This is a genomic window from Bacillus sp. B.PNR1, from assembly GCF_030386235.1.
Classification (GTDB): Bacteria; Bacillota; Bacilli; order Bacillales; family Bacillaceae; genus Bacillus; species Bacillus stercoris.
This window is the reverse complement of record NZ_JANYMN010000002.1, coordinates 744,606-760,827: the sequence shown is the minus strand read 5'-3', so window position 1 is coordinate 760,827 and position 16,222 is coordinate 744,606. Positions and strand designations below refer to the sequence as shown.

The following is a 16,222-nucleotide window of genomic DNA, read 5'->3' as shown; positions in this document are numbered from 1 at the left end:
CTTTCATGATTCGAAGTAGTGATGTTTTTCTAAATATTCCTTGGCAACGACAGACGGTTCCTTTAGATTGCCGTCGACTTCATAGTTAAGCGCCTGCATCGTGGCTGTGTCGATTTTTCCGATCATTTTCTTGATGATGCCTTCAAGCTCAGGATGTTCTTTGAGCACCTTTTCCGGAACAACCGGAGAGCAATCGTACGGCGGGAAAAATTGTTTATCGTCCTTCAGCATTTTGAGACCATAGGACTTGATTCTTCCATCGGTTGAATACGCAAGCACAATGTCCATTTTTCCGCTTTTCACCGCATCGTACACAAGGCCGATCTGCATTGGATACGTGCCGCCGAATGTCATGCCGTAGGTTTTCGTAAAATCCTGATAGCCGTTTCCTTTGAGCTTCATCCAATAGTTATCGACGCCAAGCTTTAATTGCGGCGCCTGTTTTTTTACGTCTGATACGGTTTCTAAATGATATTGATCTGCCAGCTTTTTGCTGACCGTAAAGACGTACGTATTATCAAACCCGTAGGAGTCATACCATTTTAAATCGTATCTTTTTTTAAACTCCCGCTGAGTAAGCGCCAGCGCTTTGTCCGGGTCTTTTTCCGGTTGCATTCTCAACGTTCCTGTCAGCGCGTCTCCCGTATATCTTGTGGCTGCAATGTCGATTTCCCCGTTCATTAAAGCCTGCTGCTGCACCGCGTTGGAGCCAAGATTTTTAATTGTTGTTGTTTTGAGATCAGTATGGTGTTCGATCAACTGGCCAAGCATGCTGGCGATGATTTCTGATTCGCTCATGCTTTGCGCGCCGATTTTAATAGTCTGGTCTGGGGCGGCGCTGAGACCAGGAAGCGAACAGCCGCTCAACGCCAATGTTGCCGCAAGTGCTAAACCGATCATTAATGTAAGATATTTTCTTTTCATAAGCCGCCTCCTTATGACACTTCCTTCAACCTCTGCATGCCGGCAGGTGTCAGTTTTCGTTCAGACACTGCCAGCACATGATCAATCACAATCGCCAATATTGTGACGGGAACCGCGCCCCCGATGATATATTCCGGCTGATATAAATTTAGTCCGATAAAAATGTAATCACCCAATCCGCCGCCTCCAATAAAAGAAGCAAGCGTGGCCCAGCCGATTAAGTAAATCGTCGATGTTCTAATTCCCGCCATGATCACTGGCGCGGCAAGCGGCAGCTCCACCAAGCGGACTTGTTCAGCCGGCGTCATTCCGATGCCTTTGCCAGACTCGAGCAAATTTTTGTTGACGCCGCGAATGCCGGTATACGTGTTGCGAAGTATCGGCAATACGGAATAGAAAAACAAAGCCACAATGGCTGGAACCTTCCCTACACCAAGGAGCGGGATAAAAAAGGCAAGGATAGCCAGACTCGGCAGCGTCTGAATGATATTCACAATGCCGATAATGGTGCCGGCTCCTTTTTTCATTCTGGTCAGCACAATGCCTAGGGGGACGGCAACCAGCACGCCCAGGATCACAGCAATGAGCGATATCGTAATATGCTCGTATGTTTTATAAAGAAGCTCGCCTCCGTTGGTTTGCAAAAATTGAACAATATGATGCATGACTTATCCCCTCCCTATGACAATACCGCGAGCTGCTTTTCTTCTCCCCAGAGGGAGTCATACACGATATCGACCAGACTTGCTCTCGTCACAATTCCGATTAAACGTCGGTTTTCATCCACAACAGGGACATATTTGACACCCCGTTTTAAAATTTTGCGGACCGTGTCGCGCAGCAATGTGCCTCCCAATACTGTGTATAGATCTTCATGTAAAACCTCTCCTACGAGATTGGCCTTTTTCCGGCATTGATCAATGATTTCAACATCGACATAACCTTGCAGAACGTGGTCGTCATCGACGACAAGCAATGAATCGACCCGTTCCTGCCTCATCAGCTGAATGGCCTCAGAAAGCGTTTTATCCGCGGTGATCATTACAGGCTGAGTATTCATAATCTGGTCAACCCGTTCAACATCCGGGCTGGATGACTGAATCAGCCGCTCCTTGCCGATAAATTCCTCAACAAATTCGTCTGCCGGATTTCTCAAAATGTCATCGGGCGTTCCAATTTGAACGATTTCTCCCGCTTTTAAAATCACAATCCGATCTGCCAGCTTAATTGCTTCGTCCATATCGTGGGTAACAAATACGATGGTTTTATGTAAGGTTTTTTGCAGTTTTTTAAATTCTTCCTGAAGGGAATCCCTCGTAATCGGGTCGAGTGCCCCGAACGGTTCATCCATTAAGATAAGCGGCGGCTCCGCGGCAAGTGCCCGTAATACACCAATTCGCTGCTGCTGCCCCCCGCTTAATTCATGAGGGTAACGGTCTAAATATTCTGGCCCCATATCGACCAATTTTAAAAGCTCACGCGCCCGCTCTTTCCGCTGCTGCTCCGGCCATTTCAGCAGTTTTGGGACGAGTGAGATATTCTGCTGAATGGTCATATGGGGAAACAGGCCGATTTGCTGAATCACATAGCCAATTTTGCGCCTGAGCTCTACAGGATCCTGTTCCATAATGTTTTCGCCGTCAATGAAAATCTTCCCGGCGGAAGGCTCAATTAATCGGTTAATCATTTTCATCGTTGTCGTTTTTCCGCAGCCGCTCGGCCCGATAAAACAGATAAATTCACCTTTTGCAATCTTAAGATTCACGTTGTTCACGGCTTTTTTGCCGCCCTTATATGTTTTCGAGACATTTTCTAATGTCAGCAAACATCGCACCTCCAAAATTAAATTTATTCAATTTGTTCAGTTTAAATTTAATTTTTCAGACAATTGAATGCTTTCCATTATAGATTAAAGTTTATAAAATAAAAAGTTTACAATTTGTTCATATTATTTATAAAGTATGTGTAAACGCTGATTTACCCGCATTGACGTGTGTTGATCTCCTTATTGCTCCAATTTCCTGCCAAATTCTCTTTTGACAGCATTTTCGCCGTATCAAAAATGTGGTATATTGACATCGGAATTGTTAGCTGAAAGGATGAAACCGTTGGAGAAAGATCCGTTAACGATCATTGAACAAGCCGAGGACCATTTTATAGAAAGAATTGCGGAAAACATGCATGCATTTGGAATGCCCTCTACCGTCGGACGTGTGCTGGGCATTATTTATATGAATCGAAAACCGATGACGCTTATGGAATTATCTGAGGCCACCGGCATGAGCAAAACACGCATGAGCCAGGTAGTGCGGGAAATGCTTGATGCCAATATCGCCGAGAAGGTGTTCGAAAAGGGCGTCCGAAAAGATTTATATGAGGTTGAACAGGATTACTATCAAACGTTTATCACGCTGTTTTCAGCCACTTGGAGCAAAGTCGTCAGCAAAAACAAAATGATGCATAAAAAACTCAATCGGGAGCTGCTTAGCGTGTTGGATGAAGAGCTTACTCCTGAAGCGGAAGAAAAAGTGAATGAACTGCTGAAGGAATTAAAGGAATGGCTCGATTATTATAATTGGCTCAGCCGTTTGATTGAGTTTTTTGAGAGCGAAGACATTTTTAAATATGTGCCGAAGCCGTAAAAAACGCCCTGTTATTACAAGGCGTTTTTTCTTATGCAGCACTGGCCAGGTTTTTCTTCTTTTTCTTTTTAATCGGGCTTAACGCTCGTTCAAGCCAGCCCATGACCAAATCGGCAATCACCGCCATCAAAGCTGTGGGGATTGCGCCCGCTAATATAATCGCGGTTCCGTTTGTGGCGTTTGATCCCCTGACGATGATGTCCCCGAGACCGCCTGCACCGACAAATGTCCCGATGGCCGTAATGCCGATGGCAATGACAAGCGCAGTGCGCAGGCCGGCCATTATGACCGAAAGCGCAAGCGGAAGCTCGACCATCCGCAGCACTTGAAATTTTGTCATCCCCATTGCTTTTCCGGATTCAAGATAAGCATGTTCAATGCTGATAATCCCTGTATACGTATTTCTGATAATCGGCAGAAGAGAATACAGAAATAATGACAATATCACCGTATTAGCGCCCAGCCCCATGACAAGCATCAGCACGGCGAGCATGGCGAGAGCCGGGATCGTCTGAATGACGTTCGTGACCGCAAAAACCCATCCGCTTAATTTTCTGTATCTGGCTACCAGGATGCCGAGCGGAATTCCAACAATGGCAGCAAATAAAACGCCGTACACCGACATCAGAAAATGGCGGTAAAACTCCTGCAGCACGTAACCGCCGTTTTGCGAATAGTAAGTGCCAAGCTGCTGTAGTACTTCCATATGATCCGCCTCTTTCCTTAGTCAAAATAATGATGTTTCTCTAAAAATTCCTTTGCTACGACAGACGGCTCCTTCAGCTTGCCATCCACCTCATAGTTCAGCTCCTGCATCGTTTCCGTATCGATTTGCCCAATCAGCTTATTGATCACACCCTCAAGCTCGGGATGCGCCTTAAGCACCTTTTCCGGAATCACTGGTGAACAGTCATACGGCGGGAAGAAACGCTTATCATCTTTTAAGATTTTCAAGTCATAGGCTTTAATCCGTCCATCCGTTGAATAAGCCAGAACGGCGTCCATTTTCCCGTTTTTGACTGCGTCATAGACTAGCCCGATCTGCATTGGATACGTTGTGCCGAACTCAAAGCCATATGTGCTGACAAAGCCTTTATACCCATCGCCTTTTCGTTTCAGCCAAGCATTGTCGACGCCTAATTTATATTGGGAGGCATTTTTCTTCAGGTCAGACACGGTGTTAATATGCTCCTTCTCCGCAAACTTTTTTGTTACGGTGAAGGCATATGTGTTATCAAAGCCGTAGGAATCAAACCATTTATAAGAAAAGCGCTTTTGAAACTCGTTCTGCACAATGTTCAGCGCTTTTTTCGGATCTTTCTCCGCTTCCTTGCCGAGGGTGCTTGTTAAATCAGTTCCGGAATAGCGCGTGGCAGAAATATCAATGTCACCGCCCAGCATCGCTTGGTGCTGCACATAGTTTGACCCGAGGTTTTTCACTAAAGCGGTATTCAAATCTGTATCATGTTCAATAAGCTGCGCGATCATATTCGCTACAATTTCTGATTCAGTCATGCTTTGCGCCCCGATTTTGATCGTGTCGTCTGAAGCGCCGCCGAGTCCCGGCAGAGAACAGCCGCTTAGCAGTATGACCAAACCTAGAGCGCACGCGCCAAGCCATTTGATTTTTTTCGTTTTCAACAGAGCCAACTCCTTACGAAACTTCCTTCATCCCTTGCAAGCCTTTCGGCGTCACCTTTCGTTCTGTCACAGCCAGCACATAATCAATGATAATGGCCAGAATTGTGACAGGCACGGCACCGCCAATGATATATTCAGGCTGATATAGGTTCAGGCCGATAAAAATATAGTCCCCGAGGCCGCCTCCCCCGATAAACGACGCAAGTGTCGCCCAGCCGATTAGGTAGATCGTTGATGTGCGGATACCCGCCATGATGATGGGAATCGCCAGCGGGATTTCGACGAGCCGAATCTGCTCCCAGCCGGTCATGCCAATCCCTTTTCCCGATTCCAGCAGGTTTTTATTTACACCTTTAATGCCGGTATACGTATTGCGCAGGATCGGCAGCACCGAATAGAAAAATAAAGCGACAATCGCCGGCACCTTTCCTACGCCGAGAAGCGGAATAAAAAAGGCTAAAATCGCAAGACTCGGCAGGGTTTGCACAATGTTTACGAAACCGATAACCGCACCTGCGCCTTTTTTCATTCTGGTAAGAGCAACACCGAGCGGCACCGCAACGATAATGCCCAATACAACGGCTATGAGTGAAATATATAAATGCTCTCCTGTTTTATACAGCAGCTCTCCGCCGTTCGTTTGCAAAAAAGTCATCATTTGATTCATCTTAAAAGAGCTCCTCCCCTGGTCAGATCGTCATGAGCTGGTTTTCCTCGTCGCCCCATATGGAATCGTACACGATATCAACAAGACTCGCTCTTGTCACAATCCCTGCTAAATGATTCTGTTCATCGACGACCGGAACATACTTGATCCCCTGCTTCAAAATTTTTCGGACTGTATCGCGAAGTAGCGCCCCTTTTTGAACGGTATATATATCTGAGCGGTATACATCGCCAACGATGCTCGCTTTTTTGCGGTTTTGATCAATCATTTCCACATCAACATAGCCCTTCAGCACGTTTTGCCGGTCCACAACTAGCAGCGAGTCAACACGTTTTTCTCTCATCAGCTGAATCGCCTGAGAAAGCGTTTTGTCCGCAGATACCGTCACCGGCGTTCTGTTCATCATTTGCTCTACCCGCTCAATATCCGGTCTTGACTGAATCAGGCGTTCTTTTCCGATAAATTCTTCAACAAATTCATTTGCCGGGTTCCGGAGAATCTCATCAGGTGTGCCGACTTGAACGATTTCTCCCGCTTTTAAAATCACGATTCTGTCAGCAAGCTTAATCGCTTCATCCATATCGTGGGTAACAAACACAATCGTTTTGTTTAGTGTTCTCTGCAGTTTTTTGAATTCTTCCTGAAGGGAATCACGCGTAATTGGATCAAGCGCTCCGAACGGTTCATCCATTAAAATGAGAGGGGGTTCCGCGGCAAGCGCGCGCAGCACGCCGATTCTTTGCTGCTGTCCGCCGCTGAGCTCATGGGGATAACGGTCTAAATACTCCGGACCCATATCCACAAGCTTTAACAGCTCTCGCGCCCGTTCTTTCCGTTTTTCCTCAGGCCATTTCAGCAGCTTTGGTACGAGTGAGATGTTCTGCTGGATGGTCATATGGGGGAACAAACCAATCTGCTGAATCACATAGCCGATTTTTCTCCTCAGCTCAACAGGGTCCTGTTCCATAATATTTTCTCCGTCGATAAAGATCCTTCCAGACGATGGTTCTATCAGCCTGTTGATCATCTTCATCGTTGTCGTTTTTCCGCAGCCGCTCGGGCCGATAAAACAGATAAACTCACCTTTGGCAATATCTAAATCAATGCTGTTCACAGCTTTTTTGCCGCCTTTATATACTTTTGACACTTGTTCCAATTTCAGCAATCCGTGCACCTCCGCAGGTTTCCATTAAATTTTCTGAAAAGTATAATCCTTATTATAATTTGAACTTTGTAAAATAAAAAGTTTACAATGTGTTGAAATTATATGTTATTTATAGATTATTTATTGTTATGACCGAGACGGAAAGGGTGTTCTTACAATTACGCCGGATACCTCCCACTTCCTCTGCATTCAGCTATTTTCAACATCAGGAAGAAATATGATATATTGACACCATCAATTGCCATTTGAAGGGATGATCAGCTGTGAAAAAAACCGCTCTCGACATCATTGAACATGCTGAAGAGCATCTCATTGAGAAGATTGCCGAAAATATGCATACGTTTGGAATGCCTTCAACTGTCGGACGTGTGCTCGGAATTATTTATATGAATCGAAAACCGATGACCTTAAGCGAGCTCTCTGAGGCTACGGGCATGAGCAAAACACGGATGAGCCAGGTTGTCCGTGAAATGATCGATGCCAATATCGCCGAAAAGGTGTTTGAAAAAGGCGTACGAAAAGACCTTTATGACGTCGAGCAGGATTATTATCAAACCTTCATTTCTTTATTCGCGGCCAATTGGACAAAGGTCGTGAGCAAAAACAAAGTGCTTTATAAAAAATTAAACCGGGAGCTGACTGATCTTTTACAAAGGGACGGGCTCACCCCGGAAGCGGAAGAGAAGGTCAATCAGCTGCTGAATGAATTAAAAGAATGGCTTCATTACTATGACTGGCTGAGCAGATTGATTGAATTTTTTGAGAGTGAGGAAATCTTTCAATATGTGCCGAAAACAAAAGAAAGCAGCTCTCTAAAATAAGGGAGCTGCTTTTTTGCATCATGAGGTTAAGACCGGAAACATGCCTTTCAGCCCGGCACCGATCATCCCGACCGCAACCACGGCTAAAATTAATCCCATCAGTCTGGTAATCACATTCATCTCGGTTTTTCCGAGTTTGCTGCTAATGAAAGCAGAATAGTGGAAAAAGAGAAAGGTCAGGGCAACCACTGCGGCTATGCCAATCATGACAGCGACATAATGACCAATGCCGCTATGACCGGCGGAAAGGCTCATCACTGTTGCAATCGTTCCGGGCCCCGCAATGATCGGAATGGATAAAGGCGTGACGGATATATCGGCTTTTTCTTTGCTTTCCTTATGTTCATCATGATGAAGAGACTGCACGTGTGATTCTTTCGCATTCAATAGATTATAGGCAATGCCGAAAATGAATATGCCGCCCGCCACTCGGAGCGCATGAATGTTGATATCAAACAATTTAAAGATAAGATGGCCGAAAACCAAAAAAGCCGCCAAAATAAAAAAGGATAAAAGAGCCGCCTTCCGGGCAATCGCTTTTCTTTCCGCTGAAGTATAGCCTTCTGTCAGCGTCAGAAATATCGGTACGTTTCCGATCGGATTTGATACTGCGAATAAAGAAATGAAGACGTGAACGATGAATGAGAACATCATATACCTCCTTGTTGGTATTGTCTGCACAGAAAATAGAATTATTCTTCCCCCTTTTACCCGGAGGTGATTTCCCGGTAAACCTTTATAGCCTGTTAGAAACGCTACTCTTATTCGCAATATAAAATCTCTGACGTTTTTCTTGAAACTGCTGAAAAGTCGATTTGGATGTTGAAATTAAGTTTAAGCTGGGCGGTGAACAATTCGACATTGATGTCCACAAAGACCAGATTAAAAATGAAAAGACCTTTATAAAGCTCTTCTCCGCATCGCTGAAACAACCTATGAAAATGACATTTTAATCAATCAAGCGGAGCAAAGCTTAGATAAAGCAGTGACGATATTCTTCACCATACCCGCCCTGAGCACGTCAATTGAAACGCAATATAAAGACTGACCGAATTCGGATTCACTTGGCTGACATCCGTTCGCTCGCAGTATCATATCAAGGATTTTGGAGATGTATTTGAGAAATATATGAATAACTAGCATAAAAAAAGACACAGCTGCTATAAGGCTCGTGTCTTTTTTTGTATGAATATTGATTACTTTACAACTTTTTTCTTTTATAATAAAACTATTAGTCTATTTTCCCTATATTACAGGTAAAGGAGTTATTTTATGTATTGTCCTCAATGCGGCCATCAAACTGATGGCGGAAAGTTTTGTGAGAAATGCGGTTCGCCGCTCCCTGGTCAATCAGGCCAACAGCAGACAGCTCAGACTGGAGCCGCTGCAAAACAAGCAGCAAAACAGTTCGGTTCATTTGTCCTGGCCGTCCTGAAACGCCCTTATCAGGAATGTAAAGCAACAGGCGGAGAGCAGTTGATCAGCGCAATCATTACGATGGTTCTTTTCAGTTTGCTGACCCCTTTGATGTTTTATATTCTTTTTTCAGACGGTACCGGAAGCGTAAGCTTTACAGCAATCTTCTTAGAGCCAACCATTTATTTTATTTTATTTCTATTTGGCCTGCATGCATGCATCTTTTTCGCCCTGAAAATCGCGGGGAACCAAGTGTCTTTTAAAGATTCATTCTCAAGATTCGGAGCGTTTCTCATTCCGTTTACGGCTATTTTGATTCTTGCCCTTTTCTTCTTTTTATTACATACAGACATTTGCTTTACTATATTAGCCGTTGGTTTAATCGGTGCATTCTTCGCCATTCCTCCTGCGATGCTGAGCAGTTACCAGCATTCATATAAAGGGAAGGTTGATGTCATTTACTCAACGATTGTGATTTATCTGATCATCTGCGTCACATTTCAGCTTATTATCGAACACTATGTCAAAGAGATTTTCCGTTACATGCTCTTTTAAAAAGAACCCCATCACCTGCTGGCGATGGGGTTCTTTTATTGAATAGACGTTAAGTAAATTCTTCCGTTCTTTACTACGCCGGTATAAGTCCAGTTATATGTTCTGAGCTTTGGACTGCCGCCTGATTTTGTGATATAGAATTCCTCATACGTCTTAATCGTGATAGCTGAACCATTTTGGCTCCAGCTTTTCACTTCATAGTTATTAAAGTCTTCTGTTGTCCCCTCTTTATTTAATTTCGCCACAAGATGCTGCTGGTCGGAATAAAGGGAGCTGCCTTTCTCAAGGCTGTCTTCCATTAGTGAGAAATTATTTTGATTGACGGCATCTGCCTGACTTTGCAGATAACTGCCCATAAATAATGTCACTTGTTCATCTGTAACATCGCCGCTTGCAGAGTTTCCACTGTCTTTGTTTTTCGAACCAGCCCAAGCCGATGTGTATGTCTCTGGTTTATCATTTTTGATTTTCTTTATATTTGTGCCTGCAGATTCGAATGTTGATTCTGCATCTTCAAAAATCCACTTTTTCTGTTTTTTATCATATGAAAGAAGATATTCATAACTCGGACTGTCATCAGTCATTTCAGATTTTGAATAGTCGCTATACGAAGAAGACTGGTGGAGTTCTTTTCCTGTTACCGATACCTGCCACGTCCCGTCGTTATTCTGAGAGAGGGCAAATGTGTCCAGGTCAAAATCAGTTTCCAAGTATCTATCTTTTAAGTATGAGTCCGTATTTTTCATAGAATCAACGGTATCCTTCGTCTCTGCCTTCCATTTGGCACTCGCCTCTGTCATCTGGGCTGTATTCCCATCGGATAGCGCTTTGGAGTATTGTTTTGTTGTTTTGACAATTGTGTTCATAATCTGTTCCTGTGTATTTTGATCAGGAATTAATGTTAACTCCATTTCTTTATGTTCGATGGGAACGCCGGCTGTTTTTGTTTTTCCCCACGGAAATTCTGCCTCGACTGAAGCTGTCATTGATCCATCTGTCAGCAGCGGGCCGTATGTTACGGATTTGAATGGGTCTTTATGAATCGACTTGCCGTTAATCAGTAAATCTCCCTTCCCGCTCTTAATGTCATCCGCTAAGCTGAATGTCACATCGTCTGCTTCCAATGAGAGATCTACACGAAAGCTGTTATCGCCAACCGCCTGAATGTCTTCTTTTTTCACAAGATCGATGACATCGTTTTTCAGTTTGGCTGAGACTGTATATTCACCGGGAATGTACGGACCAAGGGTTTGTGCTTGATCGGCTTTCTTTACAGATCCGGCTTCCTCTTTATTGACATATAAATCGGTTTTTTTATAATTGCTGGCCACTTCAAAATAAACAGGTGCTATCACTAAGTCGTAATGATCGAATACCAGCAGGCTTTTCCCGTCTTTTTCCGCATATACGATGTCCTTCTGGGCTGTTTCATCACGCAGCGATGCAAAAAGTTCATCCTTTTTGTCTGGATGGTCCTTCAAATATGTAAGAAACGGTTTTACATTGTTTTTAGTGAGCTTCAGCTTGTCATTTACCGGTGTGAGAAGAGACGCGATTTGGTCCTTGTCCTCATCATTTACGGCCTGCTCAAACTTGTCAATTAACCTATCCTTTGAAGTAAAGTACGCTCCGGTTTTATATGCGGCGAATAATATAACGCACGCTGCTGCAATGCTGCTCCATAAAATGATGGTTTTCTTAGGGATCGGTTTTCGCGGAGCCTGCCTCGTTTCGGCGGTGCTTGCTGTTTCTGGATCGGCCTGTTTACTGCTCCCTCCGATCAGGGTGCCGCATTCTTTACAAAACTTGGCCCCTTCATTATTCTTGGTACCGCAATTCTTGCAAAAAAACATGACTTTCCTCCTATTCTACTGAATTGATAACATTTACTACTTTTCATATTTTATAATAAAACAGAATGAAATTGGGAACGAATGAAAAAATTAAATGTCTATCAGACTAAAAAAGGTGGTAAGAATATGCAAAAGCTCAGGATCGAATTAAGAGAAGATACAAATGACGAATTATATGATCTATTGCTGCTCGCCGATCCGTCCAAAGACATTGTAGATGAATACCTTGAGAGGGGAGAATGTTACACGGCTTGGGCCGATGATGAGCTTGCAGGTGTTTATGTGTTGCTAAAAACAAGGCCGCAAACGGTTGAAATTGTAAATATTGCCGTAAAAGAATCTCTTCAGAAGAAGGGCTTTGGCAAACAGCTTGTACTTGACGCCATCGAAAAGGCGAAGGAGCTGGGGGCGGACACAATTGAAATCGGTACGGGGAATTCAAGCATTCATCAGCTTTCTCTCTATCAAAAATGCGGATTCCGCCTTCAGGCAATCGACCATGATTTCTTTATCAGACACTATGATGAAGAGATTTTTGAAAACGGGATTCAATGCCGCGATATGGTGAGGCTTTATTTAGATCTTTCATAAAAGAGCTGATGGCTTTTTTCCCGGTACCCCGCTGCATTCCCTGTCTCACTGATATGATAAAAAAGCCAGCATGAGAGTCAGACCGACAGACAGATATAATCAGCATCCATAAACACTAGAAGGCCTGTGTAAACAGCTGCTGAAAGAGGTTCTACAATCAGAAAAAATAAGTGACAAAATTCTTCCGAAGTATTCAGTCGGGACGTCTTTAAAAAACTCAAAACTGTTTGTACATCAATATAGGAAATAGACAGGAGGAGAATAAAAGCTGGAGCTAGGAAAGTTTGCATAAAAAAACCGCCGAGACTTAACTCGGCGGTCTTTTTATTACTTGTTTAAGTTGTAGAAAGAGTTGATACCGTGGTATTGAGCAGTTTCAGCCAACTGATCTTCGATGCGAAGAAGCTGGTTGTATTTCGCAACACGGTCCGTACGAGACGGAGCACCTGTTTTGATTTGTCCTGCGTTTGTTGCCACAGCGATGTCAGCGATTGTGCTGTCTTCAGTTTCACCAGAACGGTGAGAGATAACAGCTGTGTAGCCTGCGCGTTTCGCCATTTCGATTGCATCGAATGTTTCAGTCAATGTACCGATTTGGTTTACTTTGATCAGGATAGAGTTGCCTACGCCGTTTTTAATACCTTCAGCAAGTTTTTTCGTGTTTGTAACGAAGAGGTCGTCACCAACAAGCTGAACTTTTTTGCCAAGACGCTCAGTAAGAAGTTTGTGGCCTTCCCAGTCGTTTTCGTCAAGTCCGTCTTCGATAGAGATGATTGGGTATTTAGAAACCATTTCTTCGTACCAGTCAACCATTTCAGCAGATGTTTTCACAACGCCTTCGCCAGACAGATGGTATTTGCCGTCTTCTTTGTTGTAGAACTCAGAAGATGCAGCATCCATTGCAAGTTTCACTTCTTCGCCAGGTTTGAAGCCGGCTTTTTCGATTGCTTCAACGATTGTTTGAAGCGCTTCTTCGTTAGAACCAAGGTTTGGAGCGAATCCGCCTTCATCACCTACAGCTGTGTTCATTCCTTTAGCAGAAAGAACTGATTTCAGGCTGTGGAAGATTTGAGCGCCCATGCGAAGTGCTTCACGGAAGTTAGGAGCACCTACAGGCATGATCATGAATTCTTGAATATCCACGTTGTTATCAGCATGCTCTCCGCCGTTTACGATGTTCATCATCGGTACAGGAAGAGTTTTTGAGTTGAATCCTCCAAGGTATTGGTAAAGAGGAATCTGTAAGAAATCAGCAGCAGCGCGCGCACAAGCCATAGATACGCCAAGGATTGCGTTCGCACCAAGTTTGCCTTTGTTTTCAGTGCCGTCAAGCTCGATTAAAAGCTGATCGATTGCGTTTTGTTCAGTTACATCAAAGCCAAGAAGCTCTGGAGCAATGATTTCGTTTACGTTGTTAACAGCTGTTAACACGCCTTTTCCAAGGTAACGGTCTTTGTCGCCGTCACGAAGCTCAACCGCTTCGTATTCACCTGTAGAAGCTCCGCTTGGCACTAATGCGCGGCCGAAAGCTCCTGTTTCTGTATATACTTCAACTTCAACTGTTGGGTTGCCGCGGGAGTCTAATACTTCGCGTGCATAAACATCAACAATGTATGGCATGAGTTTTGTCTCTCCTTTTGATTTTCAAATTATTTTTGAATTAAAGATGTTCCTGTCATTTCTTTCGGTTTTTCAACACCGAGAAGGTCTAATAACGTTGGTGCAAGGTCTCCTAGGATTCCGCCTTCACGCAGCGTAACGCCTTCTTTCGTTACAATCACAGGGACTGGGTTTGTTGTATGCGCAGTGTGCGGTTCGCCTGATTCTGTAATCAGAATGTCAGCATTACCGTGATCAGCGGTAATGATGGCGTGTCCGCCTTTAGCGAGAATCGCGTCAACGACTTCGCCTAAGCATTCGTCCACTGCTTCAATTGCTTTAATTGTTGGTTCAACCATTCCGGAGTGGCCGACCATATCAGGGTTTGCGAAGTTCAGAATGATCGCGTCATGCTTGTCAGCTTCAATTTCTTTGACAAGCGCGTCCTTCACTTCATACGCACTCATTTCAGGCTTCAAGTCGTATGTTGCGACTTTAGGCGAGTTGATGAGAATACGCTCTTCACCCGGGAATTCAGCTTCACGGCCGCCGCTCATAAAGAACGTGACGTGCGGATACTTTTCAGTCTCTGCAATTCGAAGCTGTTTTAATCCGTGCTGAGATAATACTTCTCCGACTGTGTTATCAAGATTTATCGGTTTAAACGCTACATAGCCGTCAACTGTTTCACTAAAGTGAGTCAGGCAGACGAAATACAGGTTCTTCGGATAATTCTCGCCGCGGTCGAATTCACGGAAGTCTTTGTTTGTGAACGTGTTGGAAATCTGGATGGCGCGGTCCGGTCTGAAATTATAGAAAATCACAGAATCGCCGTCTTGGATTTTCGCAACAGGCTCACCGTTTTCTTTTGTGATGACAGATGGAATCACGAATTCATCGTAGATACCATTTGCATATGAATCATCAACAACATCTAGGGCGCTGCGGTAAGATGGGCCTTCGCCATACGCCATTGCGCGGTACGCTTTTTCTACACGGTCCCAGCGTTTGTCGCGGTCCATAGAGTAGTAACGTCCGGAAATGCTGGCGATTTCACCCACACCGATTTCCTTGATTTGATCGTTCAACTGGTTGATGTACGTTTTCGCTGTCTGCGGACCTACATCACGGCCGTCAAGGAAGCCATGGATATAAACCTTTGTCAGCCCTTCTTTTTTCGCAAGCTTTAACAGTGCGAATAAATGGTTGATATGGCTGTGCACGCCTCCGTCGGATAAAAGACCGAACAGGTGCAAGGCTTTGTTGTTTTCTTTCGCGTTGCTGATCGCGTCAAGGAATGTTTGATTGCGTTCGAACTCTCCTTCACGAATGGCAACATTTACGCGTGTTAAGCTTTGGTACACAATACGTCCCGCACCGATATTTAAGTGACCTACTTCGGAGTTCCCCATTTGCCCTTCAGGAAGACCTACAGCCTCGCCTGAAGCAGTCAATGTTTGATGAGGATACTGGTTCCAATAGCGGTCAAAATTCGGTTTTTTCGCTAAAGCGACAGCGTTCCCTACTGTTTCGTTACGTAATCCGAACCCATCAAGAATGATGAGTGCAGCTGGTTTTTTACTCATATTGACCTTCCTCCAATAATTGAACGAATGACTGTGGCTCAAGGCTCGCGCCGCCGACCAAAGCACCGTCAATATCGGACTCTGCCATATATTCTTTAATGTTTGCAGGCTTTACGCTTCCGCCATATTGGATGCGAAGCTTGTCTGCAGCTTCTTGGCTGAAGCTTTCAGCGACGGTTTTACGGATATGCGCACACACGTCATTCGCATCTTTCGCTGTAGAAGATTTGCCTGTTCCGATTGCCCAGATTGGCTCATACGCAATAACAGAAGCAGCAACTTGTTCTTCAGAAAGACCAGCAAGGCCTTTTTTCACTTGGTCAGCAACAAGATCATTTGTTTTGCCGGCTTCACGCTCTTCAAGCGTTTCACCTACACAGATGATCGGCACAATGCCGTGTTTGAAAGCTGCGTGTGCTTTTTTGTTAACTGTTTCATCAGTTTCAGCGAACATTTCACGGCGCTCAGAGTGGCCGATGACGCAGTAGTCAACGCCAAGGTCTTTCAGAGCAACCGGGCTGATTTCGCCTGTGAACGCGCCGCTTTCTTCGAAGTGCATGTTTTGAGCGCCGACTTTTAGGTCAGTGCCTTTAACAGCAGAAGCAAGCTTTTCTAAGAAAAGTGCTGGCGCGCAAACAACAGCTTCAGCTTTGTCTGCTGCTGGAATGGAAGATTTCACTTCTTCAACGAAGCTGACAGCTTCGCCGAGTGTTTTGTTCATTTTCCAGTTACCGGCGATAATTGGTTTTCTCATCTGTTCCA

The 16,222-nt window shown here is 44.4% G+C and carries 16 protein-coding genes and 1 pseudogene; 5 read left to right on the top strand and 12 right to left on the bottom strand.

What is annotated here, in order from left to right:
- Positions 1–3: 3 nt before the first annotated feature.
- The 3 genes from opuBC to opuBA are packed head-to-tail and all read right to left on the bottom strand — an operon-like array spanning position 4 to position 2,749.
- Complete coding sequence (opuBC, locus tag NZD81_RS15160) at positions 4–924, bottom strand: choline ABC transporter substrate-binding lipoprotein OpuBC (protein WP_282373533.1); 921 nt, start codon at positions 922–924, stop codon at positions 4–6.
- An 11-nt stretch (positions 925–935) separates the two neighbouring features.
- Positions 936–1,589, bottom strand: coding sequence for a choline ABC transporter permease OpuBB (gene opuBB, locus NZD81_RS15155; protein WP_282373534.1), 654 nt, complete (start codon positions 1,587–1,589; stop codon positions 936–938).
- A gap of 14 nt (positions 1,590–1,603) precedes the next feature.
- A complete protein-coding gene (gene opuBA, locus NZD81_RS15150; RefSeq protein ID WP_014665403.1) occupies positions 1,604–2,749 on the bottom strand; it encodes a choline ABC transporter ATP-binding protein OpuBA in 1,146 nt (381 codons plus the stop codon).
- A 283-nt stretch (positions 2,750–3,032) separates the two neighbouring features.
- Here opuBA and NZD81_RS15145 point away from each other — a divergent pair, with 283 nt between their 5' ends.
- Positions 3,033–3,566 (top strand): GbsR/MarR family transcriptional regulator, encoded by a 534-nt coding sequence (locus tag NZD81_RS15145; RefSeq protein WP_014665404.1) that lies wholly within the window; start codon positions 3,033–3,035, stop codon positions 3,564–3,566.
- Positions 3,567–3,597: 31 nt separating this feature from the next.
- Here NZD81_RS15145 and opuCD read toward each other — a convergent pair whose 3' ends face one another.
- The 4 genes from opuCD to opuCA are packed head-to-tail and all read right to left on the bottom strand — an operon-like array spanning position 3,598 to position 7,039.
- On the bottom strand, positions 3,598–4,272 hold the full coding sequence (gene opuCD, locus NZD81_RS15140) for a glycine betaine/carnitine/choline/choline sulfate ABC transporter permease OpuCD (protein ID WP_014665405.1): 675 nt from the start codon (positions 4,270–4,272) through the stop codon (positions 3,598–3,600).
- Between the two features lie 17 nt (positions 4,273–4,289).
- Complete coding sequence (gene opuCC / locus NZD81_RS15135) at positions 4,290–5,207, bottom strand: osmoprotectant ABC transporter substrate-binding lipoprotein OpuCC (RefSeq protein ID WP_071582318.1); 918 nt, start codon at positions 5,205–5,207, stop codon at positions 4,290–4,292.
- A gap of 13 nt (positions 5,208–5,220) precedes the next feature.
- On the bottom strand, positions 5,221–5,874 hold the full coding sequence (opuCB, locus tag NZD81_RS15130) for a glycine betaine/carnitine/choline/choline sulfate ABC transporter permease OpuCB (RefSeq protein ID WP_003228349.1): 654 nt from the start codon (positions 5,872–5,874) through the stop codon (positions 5,221–5,223).
- Between the two features lie 22 nt (positions 5,875–5,896).
- A complete protein-coding gene (opuCA, locus tag NZD81_RS15125) occupies positions 5,897–7,039 on the bottom strand; it encodes an osmoprotectant ABC transporter ATP-binding protein OpuCA (RefSeq protein WP_003243370.1) in 1,143 nt (380 codons plus the stop codon).
- A gap of 263 nt (positions 7,040–7,302) precedes the next feature.
- Here opuCA and opcR point away from each other — a divergent pair, with 263 nt between their 5' ends.
- Positions 7,303–7,860 carry an opuC operon transcriptional regulator OpcR gene (opcR, locus tag NZD81_RS15120; RefSeq protein WP_014665408.1) on the top strand — a complete coding sequence of 186 codons (558 nt, stop codon included), beginning with the start codon at positions 7,303–7,305 and terminating at the stop codon, positions 7,858–7,860.
- 18 nt (positions 7,861–7,878) lie between these two features.
- Here opcR and NZD81_RS15115 read toward each other — a convergent pair whose 3' ends face one another.
- On the bottom strand, positions 7,879–8,514 hold the full coding sequence (locus NZD81_RS15115) for an NAAT family transporter (RefSeq protein WP_282373537.1): 636 nt from the start codon (positions 8,512–8,514) through the stop codon (positions 7,879–7,881).
- Positions 8,515–8,610: 96 nt separating this feature from the next.
- On the opposite strand from NZD81_RS15115, the pseudogene NZD81_RS21220 reads away from it, so the two are divergent.
- Both NZD81_RS21220 and NZD81_RS15105 read left to right on the top strand, forming a co-directional pair.
- Positions 8,611–9,000: pseudogene (locus NZD81_RS21220) on the top strand (YvbH-like oligomerization domain-containing protein); the annotation flags it as partial.
- 132 nt (positions 9,001–9,132) lie between these two features.
- On the top strand, positions 9,133–9,831 hold the full coding sequence (locus NZD81_RS15105) for a zinc ribbon domain-containing protein (protein ID WP_282373539.1): 699 nt from the start codon (positions 9,133–9,135) through the stop codon (positions 9,829–9,831).
- A gap of 35 nt (positions 9,832–9,866) precedes the next feature.
- Here the strand turns inward: NZD81_RS15105 and NZD81_RS15100 are convergent, their stop codons facing one another.
- A complete protein-coding gene (locus tag NZD81_RS15100) occupies positions 9,867–11,684 on the bottom strand; it encodes a zinc ribbon domain-containing protein (RefSeq protein ID WP_282373541.1) in 1,818 nt (605 codons plus the stop codon).
- A 126-nt stretch (positions 11,685–11,810) separates the two neighbouring features.
- Between NZD81_RS15100 and NZD81_RS15095 the strand changes: the two genes are divergently transcribed.
- Positions 11,811–12,275 (top strand): GNAT family N-acetyltransferase, encoded by a 465-nt coding sequence (locus NZD81_RS15095; RefSeq protein ID WP_040081791.1) that lies wholly within the window; start codon positions 11,811–11,813, stop codon positions 12,273–12,275.
- Between the two features lie 327 nt (positions 12,276–12,602).
- Here the strand turns inward: NZD81_RS15095 and eno are convergent, their stop codons facing one another.
- Genes eno through tpiA form a run of 3 tightly spaced genes read right to left on the bottom strand, consistent with a single transcriptional unit; the run spans position 12,603 to position 16,214 of the window.
- Complete coding sequence (eno, locus tag NZD81_RS15090; protein ID WP_003151625.1) at positions 12,603–13,895, bottom strand: phosphopyruvate hydratase; 1,293 nt, start codon at positions 13,893–13,895, stop codon at positions 12,603–12,605.
- A gap of 29 nt (positions 13,896–13,924) precedes the next feature.
- Positions 13,925–15,460, bottom strand: coding sequence for a 2,3-bisphosphoglycerate-independent phosphoglycerate mutase (gene gpmI / locus NZD81_RS15085; RefSeq protein WP_040081790.1), 1,536 nt, complete (start codon positions 15,458–15,460; stop codon positions 13,925–13,927).
- On the bottom strand, positions 15,453–16,214 hold the full coding sequence (gene tpiA, locus NZD81_RS15080; protein ID WP_003243394.1) for a triose-phosphate isomerase: 762 nt from the start codon (positions 16,212–16,214) through the stop codon (positions 15,453–15,455). Before tpiA ends, gpmI begins: the two co-directional genes overlap by 8 nt.
- Between the last annotated feature and the right edge of the window lie 8 nt (positions 16,215–16,222).

Bases quoted from the DNA above. Each gene is read 5' to 3' on its own strand.
- opuBC (WP_282373533.1), bottom strand. From the start codon at position 924: ATGAAAAGAAAATATCTTACATTAATGATCGGTTTAGCACTTGCGGCA.
- opuBB (WP_282373534.1), bottom strand. From the start codon at position 1,589: ATGCATCATATTGTTCAATTTTTGCAAACCAACGGAGGCGAGCTTCTT.
- opuCD (WP_014665405.1), bottom strand. From the start codon at position 4,272: ATGGAAGTACTACAGCAGCTTGGCACTTACTATTCGCAAAACGGCGGT.
- opuCB (WP_003228349.1), bottom strand. From the start codon at position 5,874: ATGAATCAAATGATGACTTTTTTGCAAACGAACGGCGGAGAGCTGCTG.
- NZD81_RS15115 (WP_282373537.1), bottom strand. From the start codon at position 8,514: ATGATGTTCTCATTCATCGTTCACGTCTTCATTTCTTTATTCGCAGTA.
- NZD81_RS15105 (WP_282373539.1), top strand. From the start codon at position 9,133: ATGTATTGTCCTCAATGCGGCCATCAAACTGATGGCGGAAAGTTTTGT.
- NZD81_RS15100 (WP_282373541.1), bottom strand. From the start codon at position 11,684: ATGTTTTTTTGCAAGAATTGCGGTACCAAGAATAATGAAGGGGCCAAG.
- NZD81_RS15095 (WP_040081791.1), top strand. From the start codon at position 11,811: ATGCAAAAGCTCAGGATCGAATTAAGAGAAGATACAAATGACGAATTA.
- eno (WP_003151625.1), bottom strand. From the start codon at position 13,895: ATGCCATACATTGTTGATGTTTATGCACGCGAAGTATTAGACTCCCGC.
- gpmI (WP_040081790.1), bottom strand. From the start codon at position 15,460: ATGAGTAAAAAACCAGCTGCACTCATCATTCTTGATGGGTTCGGATTA.
- tpiA (WP_003243394.1), bottom strand. From the start codon at position 16,214: ATGAGAAAACCAATTATCGCCGGTAACTGGAAAATGAACAAAACACTC.